Origin of the sequence: Pseudonocardia sp. P1 (assembly GCF_000178675.2) — a bacterium.
Lineage (GTDB): Bacteria > Actinomycetota > Actinomycetes > Mycobacteriales > Pseudonocardiaceae > Pseudonocardia.
Genome location: NZ_ADUJ02000001.1, coordinates 1,423,242 through 1,439,424, shown reverse-complemented (window position 1 = coordinate 1,439,424; position 16,183 = coordinate 1,423,242). Strand labels below are relative to the sequence as shown.

14 protein-coding genes are annotated in these 16,183 nt (G+C 75.4%); 6 read left to right on the top strand and 8 right to left on the bottom strand.

The window, feature by feature from the left end; all coding sequences use genetic code 11:
* The first annotated feature begins 1 nt into the window (after position 1).
* Positions 2-1,408, top strand: a complete 1,407-nt coding sequence (locus PP1_RS06160; RefSeq protein ID WP_010237172.1) for a class II 3-deoxy-7-phosphoheptulonate synthase — start codon at positions 2-4, stop codon at positions 1,406-1,408.
* A gap of 21 nt (positions 1,409-1,429) precedes the next feature.
* On the opposite strand, the gene PP1_RS06155 is transcribed toward PP1_RS06160, so the two are convergent.
* Positions 1,430-2,452 carry a LacI family DNA-binding transcriptional regulator gene (locus PP1_RS06155; RefSeq protein WP_060572704.1) on the bottom strand — a complete coding sequence of 341 codons (1,023 nt, stop codon included), beginning with the start codon at positions 2,450-2,452 and terminating at the stop codon, positions 1,430-1,432.
* Positions 2,453-2,570: 118 nt separating this feature from the next.
* Here PP1_RS06155 and uriH point away from each other — a divergent pair, with 118 nt between their 5' ends.
* The 3 genes from uriH to PP1_RS06140 are packed head-to-tail and all read left to right on the top strand — an operon-like array spanning position 2,571 to position 5,865.
* A complete protein-coding gene (uriH, locus tag PP1_RS06150; protein ID WP_010229426.1) occupies positions 2,571-3,575 on the top strand; it encodes a uridine-preferring nucleoside hydrolase UriH in 1,005 nt (334 codons plus the stop codon).
* Positions 3,572-4,996, top strand: a complete 1,425-nt coding sequence (uriT, locus tag PP1_RS06145) for a uridine transporter UriT (protein ID WP_010229429.1) — start codon at positions 3,572-3,574, stop codon at positions 4,994-4,996. Before uriH ends, uriT begins: the two co-directional genes overlap by 4 nt.
* 23 nt (positions 4,997-5,019) lie before the next feature.
* Entirely contained in the window at positions 5,020-5,865 is an 846-nt protein-coding gene (locus tag PP1_RS06140; RefSeq protein WP_010229431.1) for a ribokinase, read from the top strand.
* Positions 5,866-5,875: 10 nt separating this feature from the next.
* On the opposite strand, the gene pknB is transcribed toward PP1_RS06140, so the two are convergent.
* Complete coding sequence (gene pknB, locus PP1_RS06135; protein WP_139323836.1) at positions 5,876-7,735, bottom strand: Stk1 family PASTA domain-containing Ser/Thr kinase; 1,860 nt, start codon at positions 7,733-7,735, stop codon at positions 5,876-5,878.
* A gap of 193 nt (positions 7,736-7,928) precedes the next feature.
* Here pknB and PP1_RS06130 point away from each other — a divergent pair, with 193 nt between their 5' ends.
* Positions 7,929-8,282: an Rv2175c family DNA-binding protein gene (locus PP1_RS06130; protein ID WP_337819665.1), complete on the top strand. Its 354-nt coding sequence runs from the start codon at positions 7,929-7,931 to the stop codon at positions 8,280-8,282.
* A 24-nt stretch (positions 8,283-8,306) separates the two neighbouring features.
* On the opposite strand, the gene PP1_RS06125 is transcribed toward PP1_RS06130, so the two are convergent.
* The 4 genes from PP1_RS06125 to PP1_RS06110 are packed head-to-tail and all read right to left on the bottom strand — an operon-like array spanning position 8,307 to position 13,556.
* Positions 8,307-9,305 (bottom strand): phytoene/squalene synthase family protein, encoded by a 999-nt coding sequence (locus PP1_RS06125; protein ID WP_075314113.1) that lies wholly within the window; start codon positions 9,303-9,305, stop codon positions 8,307-8,309.
* Positions 9,286-10,896, bottom strand: a complete 1,611-nt coding sequence (gene mptB / locus PP1_RS06120; protein ID WP_075314114.1) for a polyprenol phosphomannose-dependent alpha 1,6 mannosyltransferase MptB — start codon at positions 10,894-10,896, stop codon at positions 9,286-9,288. The genes PP1_RS06125 and mptB overlap by 20 nt, the downstream gene beginning before the upstream one ends.
* 27 nt (positions 10,897-10,923) lie before the next feature.
* Entirely contained in the window at positions 10,924-12,483 is a 1,560-nt protein-coding gene (gene crtI / locus PP1_RS06115; protein ID WP_010231354.1) for a phytoene desaturase family protein, read from the bottom strand.
* Positions 12,480-13,556, bottom strand: a complete 1,077-nt coding sequence (locus tag PP1_RS06110) for a polyprenyl synthetase family protein (protein WP_029239599.1) — start codon at positions 13,554-13,556, stop codon at positions 12,480-12,482. Before PP1_RS06110 ends, crtI begins: the two co-directional genes overlap by 4 nt.
* Before the next feature lie 206 nt (positions 13,557-13,762).
* On the opposite strand from PP1_RS06110, the gene metF reads away from it, so the two are divergent.
* Complete coding sequence (metF, locus tag PP1_RS06105; protein WP_249265961.1) at positions 13,763-14,701, top strand: methylenetetrahydrofolate reductase [NAD(P)H]; 939 nt, start codon at positions 13,763-13,765, stop codon at positions 14,699-14,701.
* 77 nt (positions 14,702-14,778) lie between these two features.
* Here the strand turns inward: metF and PP1_RS06100 are convergent, their stop codons facing one another.
* Both PP1_RS06100 and PP1_RS06095 read right to left on the bottom strand, forming a co-directional pair.
* Positions 14,779-15,465 carry an LppM family (lipo)protein gene (locus PP1_RS06100; RefSeq protein WP_010231349.1) on the bottom strand — a complete coding sequence of 229 codons (687 nt, stop codon included), beginning with the start codon at positions 15,463-15,465 and terminating at the stop codon, positions 14,779-14,781.
* A 38-nt stretch (positions 15,466-15,503) separates the two neighbouring features.
* A complete protein-coding gene (locus tag PP1_RS06095; RefSeq protein ID WP_050802376.1) occupies positions 15,504-16,124 on the bottom strand; it encodes a GNAT family N-acetyltransferase in 621 nt (206 codons plus the stop codon).
* Positions 16,125-16,183 lie beyond the last annotated feature (59 nt).

Here is a 16,183-nt window from a genome sequence, read left to right as displayed (position 1 = left end):
CGTGAACTGGTCCGTCGACGCGCCGATCGACGTCCTCCCGGAGCTGCCGCCGCTGCCCGCGGACCTGCGCTCCGCCCTGGACGACGCCCTCTCCCGCCCCGCTGCGCAGCAGCCCGAGTGGCCCGAGCCGTCCCGTGTGGGCGACGTGCGCAAGGTCCTCGAGTCGGTGCCGCCGGTCGTGCTGCCGCCCGAGGTGGACCGCCTCCAGCAGCGGCTCGCCGAGGTGGCGAACGGCGAGGCGTTCCTGCTGCAGGGCGGCGACTGCGCCGAGACCTTCGTCGACAACACCGAGCCGCACATCCGCGCAACCATCCGCACGCTGCTGCAGATGGCCGTCGTGCTGACCTACGGCGCGTCGCTGCCGGTGGTGAAGGTCGGCCGGATCGCCGGCCAGTACGCCAAGCCGCGCAGTTCCCCGGTGGACTCCGCCGGGCTGCCGTCCTACCGGGGCGACATCGTGAACGCGCTGCAGCCCGACCCGGAGGCCCGGATCCCGGACCCGTCGCGGATGGTCCGTGCGTACGCCAACGCCTCGGCCGCGATGAACCTGGTCCGCGGGCTGACCGCGACCGGTATGGCGGACCTGACCAAGGTCCACGACTGGAACAAGGACTTCGTCCGGACCTCGGCCGCCGGGGTGCGGTACGAGGCCGTCGCGGCCGAGATCGACCGGGCCGTCCGGTTCATGGACGCCTGCGGCGTGCAGGACCACAACCTGCACCAGGTCGAGTTCTACGCCAGCCACGAGGCGCTGCTGCTCGACTACGAGCGGGCCATGCTCCGCCTCGATCTCGAGCGCGAGGAGGACCCGGCGACCGGCGCCCCGCGGCTGTTCGACCTGTCCACGCACTTCCTCTGGATCGGTGAGCGCACCCGCCAGCTCGACGGCGCGCACGTCGCGTTCGCGGAGCTGCTGGCCAACCCGATCGGCATGAAGATCGGCCCCTCGACGACGCCCGACCAGGCGGTCGAGTACGTGGAGCGGCTCGACCCGCACAACCGGCCCGGCCGGCTGTCGCTCATCTCCCGGATGGGCAACGACAAGGTCCGCGACGTGCTCCCGGCGATCGTCGAGAAGGTCACCGCCTCCGGGCACAAGGTGATCTGGCAGTGCGACCCGATGCACGGCAACACCCACGAGGCCTCCACCGGCTACAAGACCCGGCACTTCGACCGGATCGTCGACGAGGTGCAGGGCTTCTTCGAGGTGCACCGTGCCCTGGGCACGCACCCGGGCGGCATCCACGTCGAGGTCACCGGGGAGGACGTCACCGAGTGCCTCGGTGGTGCGCAGCGGATCTCCGACACCGACCTGGCCGGCCGCTACGAGACCGCCTGCGACCCGCGGCTCAACACGCAGCAGAGCCTGGAGCTGGCGTTCCTCGTCGCGGAGATGCTGCGCGGCTGACGGCGGCCGACGGCGGCCGGGTCAGCCCGTGCTGTCCCGGACCGCCAGCCGGGAGGTGAGCGCGGCGACCGGGCCGCCCGGGTCGCCGCCGAGCAACGCGGTGAGCCGCAGCGCCGCTGCCCGCCCCAGCTCCTCGGCGGGCAGCGCCACGCTGGTCAGCGCCGGTGCGGTGACCCGGGAGTAGGGCAGATCGTCGAACCCGGCGACGGCGAGGTCGCCCGGCACGTCCAGCCCCAGCCGCCGGGCCGCGGCGAGCACCCCGTAGGCGAGGGTGTCGGCGGCCGCGACGACCGCGGTGGCCCCGGAGGCCCGCCAGCCCGGCAGCGCGGCGACCGCGGTGTCGGCGGCGGCGTCGAGGGTCAGCCCGGCGGCGACGGCACCGTCGCCCCCGGCACCGAGGACGGTCAGCCCGTGGTCGGCCGCGACGTCGCGCAGCAGGTCGCGGCGCAACGTGAAGGTCGCCGACGGGGTGGACCCGTCCAGGTAGGCCACCGTGCGGTGGCCGGTCGCGGCGAGGTGCCGGACCAGGGCGTGCACTCCCGGCCGGAGGTCGAAGGTGACGGTCGCGGCCCGGTCCTCGAAGCCGGGGGCGTCGAGCAGCACGACCGGCGGCCCGCCCGGGTCGAGATCGTCCAGGAACGACGGTGCCGGCGCGTGCACCAGCAGGCCGGCGGGGCGGAACGCGACGACCCGGCGGACGTCGTCGGCGGTGGGCTGCTCGCCGCCCGGGATCACCGACAGCATCAGCTGGTGCCGGTCGCCGAGCGCCTCCCGGATGCCGGTGGCGACCCGGCCGAAGTACGGGTTGGGCAGGTCCGGGGCCAGCAGCACGACCAGGTCGGTGCGCCCCCGGGCGAGCGAGCTGGCCGCGTGGTCGACGACGTAGCCCAGCTCCGACACGGCGTCGCGGACCCGCTCGGTGATCACCGGTGACACCCGGCCGCGGGACTTGCCGTTCACCACCAGCGACACGGTCGACACGCTGGTCCCCGCGCGCTCGGCCACCATCGCCGCGGTCACCCGCCGCGTACCCCCTGCGGTCATCCGCCGAGCCTACCGGTCGCGACCATCCATCAAACGCTTGACGTCACGCGCTTGACGAGTCAGTGTGGCCACGCCCGGAGCACCCGGGCGACGATCTACGACGAGGTGGGTGCCGCGCATGGCGGAGAAGATCGTCCTGGACTGCGATCCGGGACACGACGACGCGATCGCGCTGCTGCTCGCGCACGGCGACCCGGGGATCGAGCTGCTCGCCGTCACGACCGTGGTCGGCAACCAGACCCTGGCGAAGGTCACCCGCAACGCGCTGTCGGTCGCGACGATGGCCGGGATCACCGGCGTCCCGTTCGCCGCGGGCGCCGACCGGCCGCTGCTGCGGGAGATCGAGGTCGCCGCCGACATCCACGGTGAGTCCGGGCTGGACGGGCCGGAGCTGCCCGAGCCCGCGTTCGGCGTCGTCGGCGCGCACGCGGTCGACCTGATCGTCGAGACCGTGCTGGCGCACGAGCCGGGCACCGTCACGCTCGTCCCGACCGGCGGGCTGACCAACATCGCGCTGGCCGCACGGCGCGCCCCGGAGATCGTGGAGCGTGTGAAGCGGGTCGTGCTCATGGGCGGCGGCGTCGGCGTCGGGAACCGGACCGCGGTCGCCGAGTTCAACATCGCCATCGACCCCGAGGCCGCGGACATCGTGTTCTCCGCGGGCTGGGAGGTCGTGATGGTCGGGCTCGACCTGACCCACCAGGCCGTCGCGGGCCCGGAGGTGCGCGAGGCGATCCGCGCCGTCGGGACCGGCCCGGCCCGCTTCGTCGACGAGCTCCTCGACTTCTTCGCCGGCACCTACCGCGACGTGCAGGGCTTCGACGCCCCGCCGGTGCACGACCCGTGCGCCGTCGCCCACGTCATCGACCCGACGGTCGTCCGCGCGGTGCCGGTGCCGCTCGTCGTCGAGACGACCGGGCGGCACACGACCGGCATGACCGTCGCCGACCTGCGCGGGCCCGCGCCGGAGGGGTGCCGCACGTACGCCGCGCGCGAGCTCGACCACGGCCGGTTCTGGGACCTGGTGGTCGGTGCGCTGACCCGGATCGGCGACCCCATCGTCGCCGCACCCGTCGCCGCTCCGGTCGCCGCCCCCGTCGTCGCATCGGAGCAGCCCGCGTGACCGCCACCCGCCGGGGGACGGCGACGCTCGTCGTCGCCGTCCTCGCCGCCTGCGTCGCCTTCCAGCTCAACGCCTCGATGCTCAGCCCCGCGCTGGTCACCATGGCCCGCGAACTGGGCACCGACGACGCCACCGTCGGCCTCTCGCAGACGATGTTCTTCACCCTCGCGGCGATGTTCTCGCTGTTCCTGCCGCGACTGTCCGACATCGTCGGCCGGCGGCGGACCCTGCTCGTCATGCTGGCGGTGATGCTCGTCGGCAGCATCGTCGCGGCGCTCGCGGTGTCGGTCGAGATGCTCTTCGCGGGCCGGATCCTCCAGGGCGTCACCGGCCCGGTCGTCCCCATCGGACTCCTCATGCTGCGCAGCGAGATCGCCGATCCCCGCCGGTACGGTGCGGCGCTGGGACTCATCACCGCGGTCAACGGCGGTGTCGCCGGTGTCGACGCGCTGCTCGGCGGCTGGCTCGCCACCGCGCACGGCTTCCGGGCGATCTTCTGGGTGATCGCGGCGACGACGGTCGTGGCGCTCGTGCTCGTCGCGGTGTGGGGAGTGGACTCGCGCCCGTCGGCCGGGACCCGGATGGACTGGCGCGGCGTCGTCCCGCTCGTCGTCTCGGTCGGGGCGCTGCTGCTGGCCTTCGACGAGGCGGGTGGTCTCGCGGACGCGAGGTGGGCGCTCGTCGCGGTGTACGGCCTGGTCGCGGTCGCGTCGTTCGTCGTGTTCTGGCGGCTTCAGGACCGCACCGAGCAGCCGCTGATCGCGACCGCGGACCTGCGCCGCCGCGCGACCTGGGCGACGCTCGGCACCACCCTGCTCACCATGACCGGCGTGTTCGCCGTGGTGAACGGCCTGGTCGCCTCGCTCGCCCAGAACACCGACGCCGGGTTCGGCCTCCCGGCCGACCTCACCGCGCTGGTGCTGCTCGCCCCGTACGCGCTGGTCGGTTGGGTCGTCGGCCCGTTCGCGGGGCGGATCGCGCCGGTCCTTGGCTACCGGACCGTGCTGCGGATCGGCCTCGCCGGCAGCGTGGCCGCGACGCTGTTCATGGCGTTCGCCGGGGTGCGGTCGTTCCCGATGCTGGTCGTCGCGACCCTGCTGCTCGGCGTCACCTACGCCGGGATCGCGAACATCGTGCTGAACGGGCTGGGCGTCGTCCTGTCCCCGGCGGGCAACCCGGGGATGCTGCCCGGCCTCAACGCCGGTGCGTTCAACCTGGGCGCCGGGATCAGCTTCGTGATCCTGCCCGCGGTGCAGGTGGCGGTCGGCGGGGTGGACCAGGCCGGTACCGCCGGGTACTCGGCGGGCATGCTGGTCGGCGCGGTCTGCACGGCCTGCGCGCTGGCGATGTCGCTGCTGATCCCGCGCCCGGCGGCGGCGGAGACCGCCGACGACCGGACCGCACCCGCGGTGTCGCGGTGACGACGGAACACGAGAGGACCCGCATGAACGACGTGGTGGTGGTCGGCTCGCTCAACGCCGACCTGGTGGTGCGCACCGAGCGGTTCCCCACGGCGGGGGAGACGGTCGCCGGCGCCGACCTCGTCGTCGGGCCCGGCGGGAAGGGCGCCAACCAGGCCGTCGCCGCCGCCCGGCTCGGCGGGGACGTCGCCATGGTCGGCGTGACCGGTGCGGACGCGCACGGGGCGCTGGTGCGCGACGCCGTCGCCGCGGCCGGTGCGGACGTCTCCCGGGTCGCCACCCGCGACGACACCGCCACCGGCACCGCCGTGATCACCGTCGACGCGGCGGCGGACAACACGATCGTCGTCTCGCCGGGCGCGAACCGGACGCTCACGGCCGCGGACCTGCCCCCGTTCGACGGCGCCGCGGTGCTCACCCTCTCCCTGGAGAGTCCGCTGGAGACGGTGCTCGCCGCGGCGCGTGCCGCCCGGGCGGCCGGGGTCACCGTGCTGCTCAACCTGTCCCCGTTCGGCCCGGTGCCGGACGGGCTGCTGGAGGCCACCGACGTGCTGGTGGTCAACGAGCACGAGGCGGCGCTGCTGGGGGAGCACCCGGTCCCGCGCTCGGTCGTCACCCGCGGGGCCCGCGGCTGCGAGGTCGACGACCGGGGCACGACGACCACCGTGGAGGCACCGGTGGTGTCCCCGGTGGACACCACCGGGTCCGGGGACGCGTTCCTCGCCGCCGTCGCCGTCCGGCTCGCCGCGGGGGACCCGCTCGCCGGTGCCGCCCGCTACGCCGTGCGGGTCGGCGCGTTCGCGGTCACCGCAGCCGGTGCGCAGCTCCCGGAGATCACGCCCGCGGAGCGGGAGCGGTTCGGCCTGTGACCGCGCCGCCTCAGAGCACGGTGAGGGTGACGGTGTCGCCGGGCTCGGCGGAGTCGCCCGCGGACGGGTCCTGGCCCACCACGCGGCCGTCGCGGCGCCCGAACGGGAAGCTGCGGTCGATCTCGACGTCGTAGCCCTGCGACTCGAGCAGCTCCTCGGCCTCGTCGGTGCTCATCCCGATCACGAACGGCATCGAGGGCGACGACGGCGGCGGCGCCTCCGTGGTCGGCGGCGGGGCCGGTTCGGCACCCCGGCTGGTCACGAGGGTCACCGCGGATCCGCCGGGGACCCGGGTGCCCGGCTGCGGGTCGGTCCGGATCACCGCACCGGCCGGGACGTCGGAGCTGTACTCGTCGGCGCCCGTCGACCGGACCGGGGTGAGCCCGGCCTCCCGGATCGCGGCCTCGGCGTCGGCGACGGCGCTGCCGGCCGGCACGTCCGGCACCGCGGGGCGCCCGGTGGAGACGAACAGCGTGACCGTCGAGCCGCGCAGCACCCGGGTCTCCGGGGCCGGCGTGACCTCGGCGACGAGGTCCGGCGCGACGTCGTCCTCGGCGCGTTCGGTGATCGTCGGGGTGAGGTCGGACTCGGCGATCAGGGCGGTGGCGCGTTCGCGGTCCAGGCCGGCGACGGCGGGCATGGTCGTCCAGCGGCCCGATCCGAGCCACCATGCGCCGGTCCCGGCCAGCGCCGCGAGCAGCACCAGCAGCACCATCCACAGCGCGAAGACCCGGCGGCCGCGGCGCCGCTGGGCACCGAGCTCCGCCCGGGACAGCGCCTCCGGCTCGGCGGCCGGGGTGACCGCGGTGCCGTGCGCGCCGCGGGCCTGCACCCGGGTGCCGTGCGGCGTCGCCTCGGCGGCCGCGTCCGGACGGACCCGCCGCGGACCGGCCGGCAGGGTGACGCCGTCGTCGGGCGGGGGCGGCCCGGGCGGGCGGGGGACGCCGGTGCGGGGCAGACCGAGCCGGTCGGCGACCGCGAGGAGCTCGCGGCGCAAGTGCTCGGCGTCGACCGGGCGGTCGTCGGGGTCGCGGGCGGTGGCCCGGGCGACCAGCTCGTCCACCGCGGGCGGCAGCCCGGGCACGAGGGCCGACGGCGGCGGGACGTCCTCGTTCACGTGCCGGTAGGCCACCGACAGCGGGTTGTCCGCGGTGTACGGCGGCTGGCCGGTCAGCATCTCGTAGAGGACGACGCCGGCGGCGTAGACGTCGCTGCGGCCGTCGGCGCGGCCGGAGACGACCTGCTCGGGGGAGAGGTAGGCCATCGTCCCGAGGATCATCCCGGCGTGGCTGACACCGGCCTCCGCGGCCGCGGTGAGCAGCCCGAAGTCGGCGACCTTGACCTCGCCGGTCGCGGCGATCAGCACGTTCTCCGGCTTCACGTCGCGGTGCACCATGCCGAGCCGGTGCGCGCGGGCCAGCCCGGCCAGCACCGGTTCGAGCACCTGCACGGCGGCCGGGAGGCCGAGCGCGCCGCGGGCCCGCAGGACGTCGCGCAGGGTGCCGCCGTCGACCAGCTCCATGACGACGAACAGGCTCGGCTCGCCCAGCGGCCCGGCCGGGACGGTGCCCCGGTCGTACACGGCGACGACGGCCGGGTGGTCGATCCGGGCGGCGAGCCGCGCCTCCCGGTCGAAACGGGTCCGGAACGCGTGGTCCCCGGCCATCCGCGGGTCCATCACCTTGATGGCGACGGCGCGCTCGAGCCGGGTGTCGGTGCCGTGGTAGACGGTGGACATGCCGCCGCGGGCCAGCACGGGCCCGACGGCGTAGCGGCCGTCGAGCAGCACCGGGCCGGGGCCGTCGGCCACGATCCGCCCGGCGGCCCCACCCGGCGTGCCGGGATCGGCCGGTCCGGACGGTGAGCTCACGCCGGGAAGGCTACTTCAGCGGCGGTCACCGTCCGTGCGGGTGGTCCGGCGTGTGCGCCCGCCGCGACCGCCGGTGACCGGCCCGCGACCCGTGGCGACCCGTGGCGACCCGTGGCGACCCGTGGCGACCCGTGGCGACACGGCGTGCGGACCGCTGTGGCGCGCGCGGGCCGGTATGGAACAGTGTCCGGCTGTGAGCGAGTCCCTTCCCGCGGCCGTCACCGAGGAGACGCTGACCGTCTCCGAGGTCGCCGAGCGGCTGTCGATCCCTGCCTCCCGCGTCGTCCAGCTGGTGCGTGAGGGCCAGCTGCTGTCGCTGCGCCACGAGCGCGAGGTCGTCGTCCCGGCGGTGTTCCTGGACGGCCAGGACGTGATCCGCGGCCTGTCCGGCACGATCATGGTGCTGCGTGACGGCGGTTTCGAGGACCGCGAGATCCTCGCCTGGCTGTTCACCGAGGACGAGTCGCTGGGCGGGTCGCCGATCGGTGCGCTCAGGGCGGGGCGGCAGAAGGAGATCAAGCGCCGCGCGCAGGCCATGGCGTTCTGACCCCCTCGCGCTGCCCGGGGGCGGCTACCGCCCGCGCCCGGCCCGTCCGGCCCGCTCGGCCGCGACCTGCATCCCGCGCACCGCGAGCGCGCGCCCCAGCCGGGGGAGCGCCACGGCGGCCCGGCGCCGGTTCGGCACCGCGACGCGCCGGCGCAGCACGTCGTAGCCGGCGTCGGCGATCCCGTCGAGGATCTCGGAGTAGAGCGTCCGGGCCGCACCGACGCAGGCCCGCGACACCGGCTCCAGCATCGGGATCCCCGGGTCGGCGCGGCGGTAGGTGGCCCGCGTGCGGGCGACCAGGTGGGCGATCGCCCGGCGCACCCGGGGATCGGCCCGGCCGGTGCGCCGCGACCAGGCCAGCAGCTCGCGGTCGACGCCGAACGCCGCCAGCTCGTCGGCGGGCAGGTAGACGCGACCGCGGTCGAGGTCCTCGCCGACGTCGCGCAGGAAGTTCGTCATCTGGAAGGCGACGCCGAGCAACGCGGCGTGCGGCTCCGCCTCGGCGCGGGGCGCCACCGTCCCGAGCACGGGCAGCGTCTGCAGACCGATCACCGCGGCCGAGCCGTGCACGTAGACGGCGAGATCGTCGTCGGTCGGGTAGCCGGAGACGGTCAGGTCCATCCGCATCGAGACCATGAAGTCCCGGAACAGCTGCGGGTCCAGCGCGTGCCGGCGCGCGGTCTCGGCGACGGCGACCACCTCGGGGCGGCTGCCGGGCAGCGGCGCACCGCCGAGCGCCGCCTCGAGTTCGGCGTCGAGCGCGTCGAGGCGGATGTGCGGCTCACCGCCACCGGCGCCGTCCGGGTCGTCGACGATCTCGTCGGCGTACCGGGCGAAGCCGTAGAGCGCGTGGATGTCGATCCGCCGTCCCGGCGGCAGCAGCCGGGTGGCCAGGAAGTAGGTGCGGCCGTGCTCGGCGTGCAGGTCGCGGCAGGCGGCGTACGCCGCGCGCAGGGCGGGGTCGGTCAGGCCGGCGGCGTCGAGCTCGACCCGCCCGGCCCGGTCAGCCGCGGCCGGCCGCACCGTCGGGCACCAGGGTGGCACCGGGGACGTCGGGACGGTCGCGGCGCAGGCCCAGCGGGTCGGTGCGCACCAGCGACAGCGCCGCCAGCACCCCCACCGCGGCGCACAGCGCCAGGTACGGCCACGCGTAGAGCGCGGTCTCGCCGTTCGGGAAGTAGACGATCATCAGCCACACCGAGCCGAGGACCACCCACTGGAGCCCGCGGGTGCTCCACGCCGCCATCGCGAGCAGGCAGAAGCCCCAGCTCAGGTACCACGGCAGCGTGGTCGGCGACAGGACCGCCGCGAACGCCATGGCGACCGCGGCGCAGCTGATCGCGGCCGCACCGCCCACCCGGGCCCGCCACCACAGCGCCGCGATCACCAGGGCGAGCACGCCGCCACCGATCGCCCGCGCCACCTCGACGAACGCCTGCTCGTTCAGGTCCTCGGCGAACATCCCCGCCACGGCCGCGGCGGCCTGCCCGGCGCCGGTGGACCAGGACAGCCAGTTCACGATCATCGACGGAGCGCTGAGCGCGGGCAGCCAGCCCAGGCCGAACCCGGACAACCAGGTGCACCCGCCGAACACGACGAGGTACACCAGCACCGACGGGACCCCGGCCCGGACCAGCCGCGACCAGAAGCCGCCGGTGAGCCTCGCGGCCCACACCAGGACGAGGAACGGCAGGATCAGCCCGGCCGAGGCCTTGACCGCCATCGCGAGCGAGGCGACGGCCACCGCCGCGACGAACCGGTCGCGCAGGGCCAGCAGCGCGGCCAGCGGCAGCAGGCCGACGACCAGCAGGTCGTTGTGCACCCCGCCGATCATGTGGACGATCATCACGGGGTTGGCGACGGCGATCCACAGCGCGACCGCGGGCCGCCCGCCCAGCCGGCGGGTCAGTGCCGGCAGCACCGCGATCATCAGCAGCACGCCGGTGACCAGCGAGAGCCGCATGAGGATCACGCCGAGCAGCACGTTGTTGCCGGTCAGCAGGACGACGCCCTGGGCCAGCAGGATGAACAGCGGCCCGTACGGCGCCGGGGTGTCCTGCCAGAAGAAGTGGACGTTGTCGGTGAGGAACCCGCCCATCGCGTCCGGGCCGAAGACGTACGGGTCGTACCCGGCCAGCGGCAGCGCGCCCTGGGCGAGGTAGCTGTACGGGTCCCGGGTGAACAGCGGGGGCGTGACCAGCATGGGCAGCACCCACACCGCCGACACGGTCAGCACCGCCCGGCCACCGGTCCGCCGGGCGAGGACCTCGCGGCCCAGCCGCACCCACGCCCAGACCATCAGTGCCAGCCCCGTGTAGATCACGACGGAGGCGAGCATCTGCCCGTGGCCGTAGCGCCAGAACGAGAGCCACGAGTTGCCCAGCACCGGGTCCCGTACCGGGATCCCGCCGCCACCCGGCGCGCCGACCAGCATCAGGACGGTGCCCGCCAGGCCAAGCAGCAGCACGCCGCGCGGCGGGCGGCCGAGCCGGTCGGCGAGACCGGCGGCACGGGACGACCACGTGCCGGCCCGCGGGACGCCCACGTCCCCGGCCGGAGCAGCCGGGACGGTGCCGGCCGGACGGGGGAGCGGGGGCGATGGCTGGGTGGTCATGGTGGTGTCGATCGTCCCACGGGGGCGTCAGCGGACCGTCCGCGACCCCGCACCGTGACCGGCGTGTTCGGCCTCCCGGGGGCCGGTGATCCGCTCGGCCGCGAGCCGTCCCGAGATCAGCACCGGCGGGATGCCGACACCCGGTGTTGTGCCGCAGCCCGCGAGCACCGCGTTGGCCGTACCGGGCACCAGGTTCCGCGGCCGGAAGGGCCCGGTCTGGGGCAGCGTGTGCGAGGCGGAGAACGGCGTCCCGGCGGCCATCCCGGCCCGCGCCCAGTCCTGCGGGGTCCACAGCCGGGTCCAGCTCGGTCCGGTGCCGGGATCGAGCAGCCCGCGGTCGGCCAGCACCCCGAACAGCTCCTCGGCGTAGGCGGGCCCGACCCGTTCCCAGTCCAGGCCCGGGGCGACGTCGGTGTTCGGGCACGGCGCCAGCACGCTGAGCACCTCGCGTCCCGCGGGCTGCAGCGACGGGTCGGTGAGCCCGGGCCGGGTGACCAGCAGCGACGGGTCGCTCATCAGGCGGCCGTCGTCGATGATCTCGCGGAAGGTGCCCTCCCAGGCGGCGCCGAACGAGATCGTGTGGTGGTGCTCCGCGGTCCCGGGGCGCGGTGCGGGGGCCCCGGCGTGCACGACCACCGCCGAGGGCGACCACCGCAGCCCCAGCGGGCGCCGGGGCGCGCCGCCCAGCAGCTCGTAGGCCGCCGGCAGCTCCGGGGTGAGGACGACGGCGTCGCACGCGGTCTCGGTCGTGCCGGAGCCGTCGGCACCGGCGTGCCGCACGGCGGTCACCCGGTCCCCGGACCGCACGAGGCCGGTGACCGTGCGGCCGTAGTGGATGTCGGCGCCGGCGTCGGCGGCCGCTCCGGCCAGCCCGTCGCCCATCGCGCGCATGCCGCCGCGGGGGAACCAGACCCCCGCGACGGTGTCCATGTAGGCGATCACGCCGTAGGCGCCGAGCGCGTCCTGCGGGGCGACGCCGGCGTAGAGCGCCTGGAACGAGAAGATCCGGCGCAGTCGCTCGTCGGGCAGGAACCGGCCGATCCGCCGCCCCAGCCTGCCGAACCCGCCGAGCGCGGCCAGCCGGGCGAGGTCCGGGCCGAGCAGGGAGAACGGCGAGTCCATGTTCGCGCCGATGAAGGAGTCCATCTCGGCGCGGTAGAGGTCGGTCAGCCAGCGGCGCAGTCGCCGGTAGCCGGCCGCCGAGTCCGGTCCGCAGGTCTCGCGGATCTCGTGCTCCATCGCGGCGGCGTCGGTGTGCACCGCGATCGCCGAGCCGTCGGCGAACTCGGCCCGGTAGGCGGGGTCGAGCCGGACGAGGTCGAGGCGGTCCGCCGTCGTCTCGCCGACGGCCGCCAGTGCCGACTCGAACAGCTCCGGCATGGTCAGGACGGTCGGGCCGGTGTCGAGCCGGTAGGTGCCGTGCCCGTCGGCGACGTCGAGGCGTCCGGCCCGGCCACCGGGCACGTCCTCGCGCTCGACGATCGTGACGCGGCGTCCCGCACCGAGCAGGTGCAGCGCGGCCGACAGCCCGGCCAGCCCGGCACCCACCACCACGACGTGGTCGGTGCGGCCCGGGATCCGTCTCACCAGGCCCGCCGGGTGGCGCGCTCGGCCAGCTCGAACAGGTGCGCCCGGCCCGGCTCGGCGACCGGGGCGGCGTCGAGGGCGTCCAGCGCGGACCCGGTCAGTGCCGCGATCCGCTGCTCGACGGCCTGCACCGCCCCCAGCTCGGCCAGCGCCGACCGGGCCCGGTCCAGCGCGTCGTCGGGGAGACCGGGGTCGCCGAGGGCCGCGGTGATCGCCTCGTGCGCGGCCGGGTCGCCGCGCTGCTCGGCCCGTTGCAGGCCGGCCGCGACCAGCAGCGTCCGCTTGCCCTCGCGCAGGTCGTCACCGGCCGGCTTGCCGGTCACCCGGGGGTCGCCGAAGACGCCGAGCAAGTCGTCGCGCAGCTGGAAGGCGACGCCGATGTCCGCGCCGTAGCGGCGGTAGGCGTTCACCACCTGCGGTTCCGCGCCGGCGATCGCCGCGCCGAGGTGCAGCGGGCGCTCCACGGTGTAGGCGGCCGTCTTGAACCGGTCGATCTGCAGCGCCGTGGACTCCGCGGTGTCGCCGGAGGCCTGCGCCAGCACGTCGAGGTACTGACCGGCCAGCACCTCGGTGCGCATCGCCCGCCACGGCTCGGCGGCCCGCCCGTGCGCGCCGTCGGGCAGCGCCGCGGAGTGGAACATGTCGTCGGCCCACACCTGGGCGAGGTCGCCGACGAGGATCGCGACCGCCGCACCGAACCGGGCCGGCGGGCCGGACCAGTCGTTCGCCGCGTGCGTCCTGGCGAACTCGACGTGCACCGTCGGACGGCCGCGGCGGGTGGAGGACGCGTCCATCAGGTCGTCGTGCACCAGCGCGCAGGCCTGGATCAGCTCGAGCGACGCGACGGCGGTCAGCACCGCCTGGGCGTGGTCGGAACCCGGGTCGCCGCCCGCTCCGCGCCAGCCCCACCAGGCGAACGTGGGCCGGAGCCGCTTCCCGCCGCCCAGCACGAAGCCGGCGAGCGCGTCGGCGGCCTGCGCGACGGCCGGATCGACGCCCAGGACGTCGGTGCGGCGCCGGTCGAGGTAGCCGGCCAGCACCCGCTCGACGTGCTGGGGCAGCGCGTCGTCCAGCGGGGTGGCACCGGCCGGGGTGACCTCGGCCCGGCCGGACGGGACGGACGCGGGAGCTGCGGGGTCGACCACGGATCCAGGCTATCGGTGGGGCCGCGACCCCACCCGTCGGCCACCTGACGATCAGCGGTGGCACTCGTTACCCTGGCGCCGAAGTGTGTTCCTCCGCACCGACAGCAGGGGGAGTTGCACGTATGGTCACCTCCGTGACGACGACCTCTGCATCCACGGTGACCGAACGGATCAGTGTCGACCGCCCCTTCTTCGCGGTGGAGTTCTTCCCGCCGAAGGACGATCAGGGCGAGGCGGACCTCTGGCGGGCGATCCGCCGGCTGGAGGTGCTCGACCCGGCGTACGTGTCGGTGACCTACGGCGCGGGCGGCTCCAGCCGCGACCGCACCGTGCGCACGGTCGAGCGGATCGCCAGCGACACCACCCTGTGCTCGATGGCGCACCTCACGGCCGTGTCGCACTCGACCGAGGAGCTACGGCACGTGATCGGCTCGCTGGCCGCGGCCGGCGTCCGCAACATCATGGCGCTGCGCGGCGACCCGCCCGGGGACCCGCTGGGCGAGTGGGTCAAGCACCCCGAGGGCCTCGAGTACGCCGACGAGCTGGTCTCGCTGATCAAGCGGTCCGGGCCGTTCTGCGTCGGCGTGGCGGCGTTCCCGTACGGCCACCCCCGCTCGGCGGACGTCGAGTCCGACACCGAGAAGCTGGTCGGCAAGTTCCGGGCCGGTGCCGAGTTCGCGGTGACCCAGCTGTTCCTGGAGCCCGACGGCTTCCTGCGGCTGCGCGACCGGGTCGCCGCGGCCGGGTTCGACCAGCCGATCATACCCGGGATCATGCCGCTGACCTCCGAGAAGACCTTCCACAAGGGGCCGGAGCTGTCCGGCTCGCCGCTGCCGGAGGCGCTCGTGGAGCGCCTCTCGAAGTACTCCGGCGACGCGAAGGCGTTCCGGGAGGCGGGCATGGAGGTGACCGGCGAGCTCTGCGAGCGGCTGATCGCCGAGGGGGTCTCCGGGATCCACTTCTACTCGCTGAACCGGTCGACGGCGACGACCGAGCTCGTCGAGCGGCTCGGCCTGGCCGCGCAGCCCGCCGGCGCCGACCGCGCCGGGAGCGAGGCCGTGCTGCCCGTCTGAGGCAGCTGCCCGAGGCGACCACGTGCCCGGTACGTCCGTCCCGACCGCGACGGACGTGCCGGGCACGCGTGCGTGTCCTAGCGGCGGATCGCAGGGTTCCGGTCGCGCCGGGCGAGCAGGACGGCCGCCCCGGCGGCGACCACGACCAGCCCGGCCAGCAGCAGCGACCAGCCCAGTACCGACGGCGCGTTCGGGTCGGTCGAGACGACCGAGGCGTTGAGCTGGGAGACCTCGCCCGGGGCGAAGTTCCAGGTGACGGTGCTGCCGTCGGCATCGCCGTCGCTCTCGACGACCTCGCCGGGGAAGCTCATCGCGAGCCGCACGTCGGAACGGTCCACCGGCATCGTCGTCAGGTCGGCGCGGCCCTGCACCGCGATCCGTTCGCCGACCCGGCGCATCTCCACGTTCGCCCGGCCGCCCGCGTTGCCGCCGAGCGCGTTGAGCTCGGAGACCTCGGCGAAGGTGAGGTCGGTGAACGACGCCTGCGAGCCGACGTAGCCGTCCTGGTCGTAGGCCGACACGTCGACCCGGCCCTCGAGCTCCGGCGGCACCGTCATCGTCGGGCCGTCGCCGTCGGGAGCGCCGTCCGGGGTCGCGACCACGACGGTGCCGTCGACCGTGTCGTCGGGCTGGACCGCCATCGCGACCTGGACCCGGGTGCAGCCCGTCAGCGTGATCAGGGCGAGCACCACGAGCAGCACCGCGGCCTTCGACCGGCCCCGGGTACGGCGGCGCGGGACGGCGGCGGTGGTGGGGAACGGCATGCGGGTCATCGTGCCACCCGGCACCGACGGTCCCGGTGTCACGCCGGGTGTGTCGGGTGATCTCTCCCGGGGCCGGGTGACAGCAGCGGGAGCTCCCGGCCGAGGACCGCGAACGGCCGCGGGTCGCCGGTGAACAGGTGCTCGCGCAGGACGTCGCGGAAGCCCGCGCGCCGGTACAGCCGCCAGGCCCGGCCGGGTGCGTCCCGGCCGTACTCGGGGGTGGAGAGCAGCATCCGGGCGCGGCCGGCGTCGCGGGCGAGCGCGTGCAGCAGCTGCTCGCCGATCCCGCCGCCCTGGGCCTGCGGGTGCACGTGGAGCTCGGTGAGCTCGAAGTAGTCGGTCAGCCACTCGGGGCCGACGGCGTCCGGGTCCCCGCGGCGGGACCGCAGCCCGCGCCGGACCTCCTCGAACCACCACTGCCCGGGGCCGCCCCAGTAGCCGTAGCCGATGCCGGTCAGGCGGTTCCGCTCGTCCAGCCAGCCGACGGCGTGCCAGCCGGGCCGGTAGGAGTGCTCCAGCCACAGCGACCGGCGCTGCCGGGCCGTGGAACGCGGGTACCCCATGGCGGTCACGTAGACGTCGATCGCCTCGGCCAGCCGGTCGGCGAAGTCACCGCGGGAGAGCCCGACCAGACGGGGGCGGGCCGGTGCCGCGGTCACGGTCCCCACCGCCCGGCGCGGCGGCGGGTGCGCGCGGCGCTGCGGGTGTCGGACTGCAT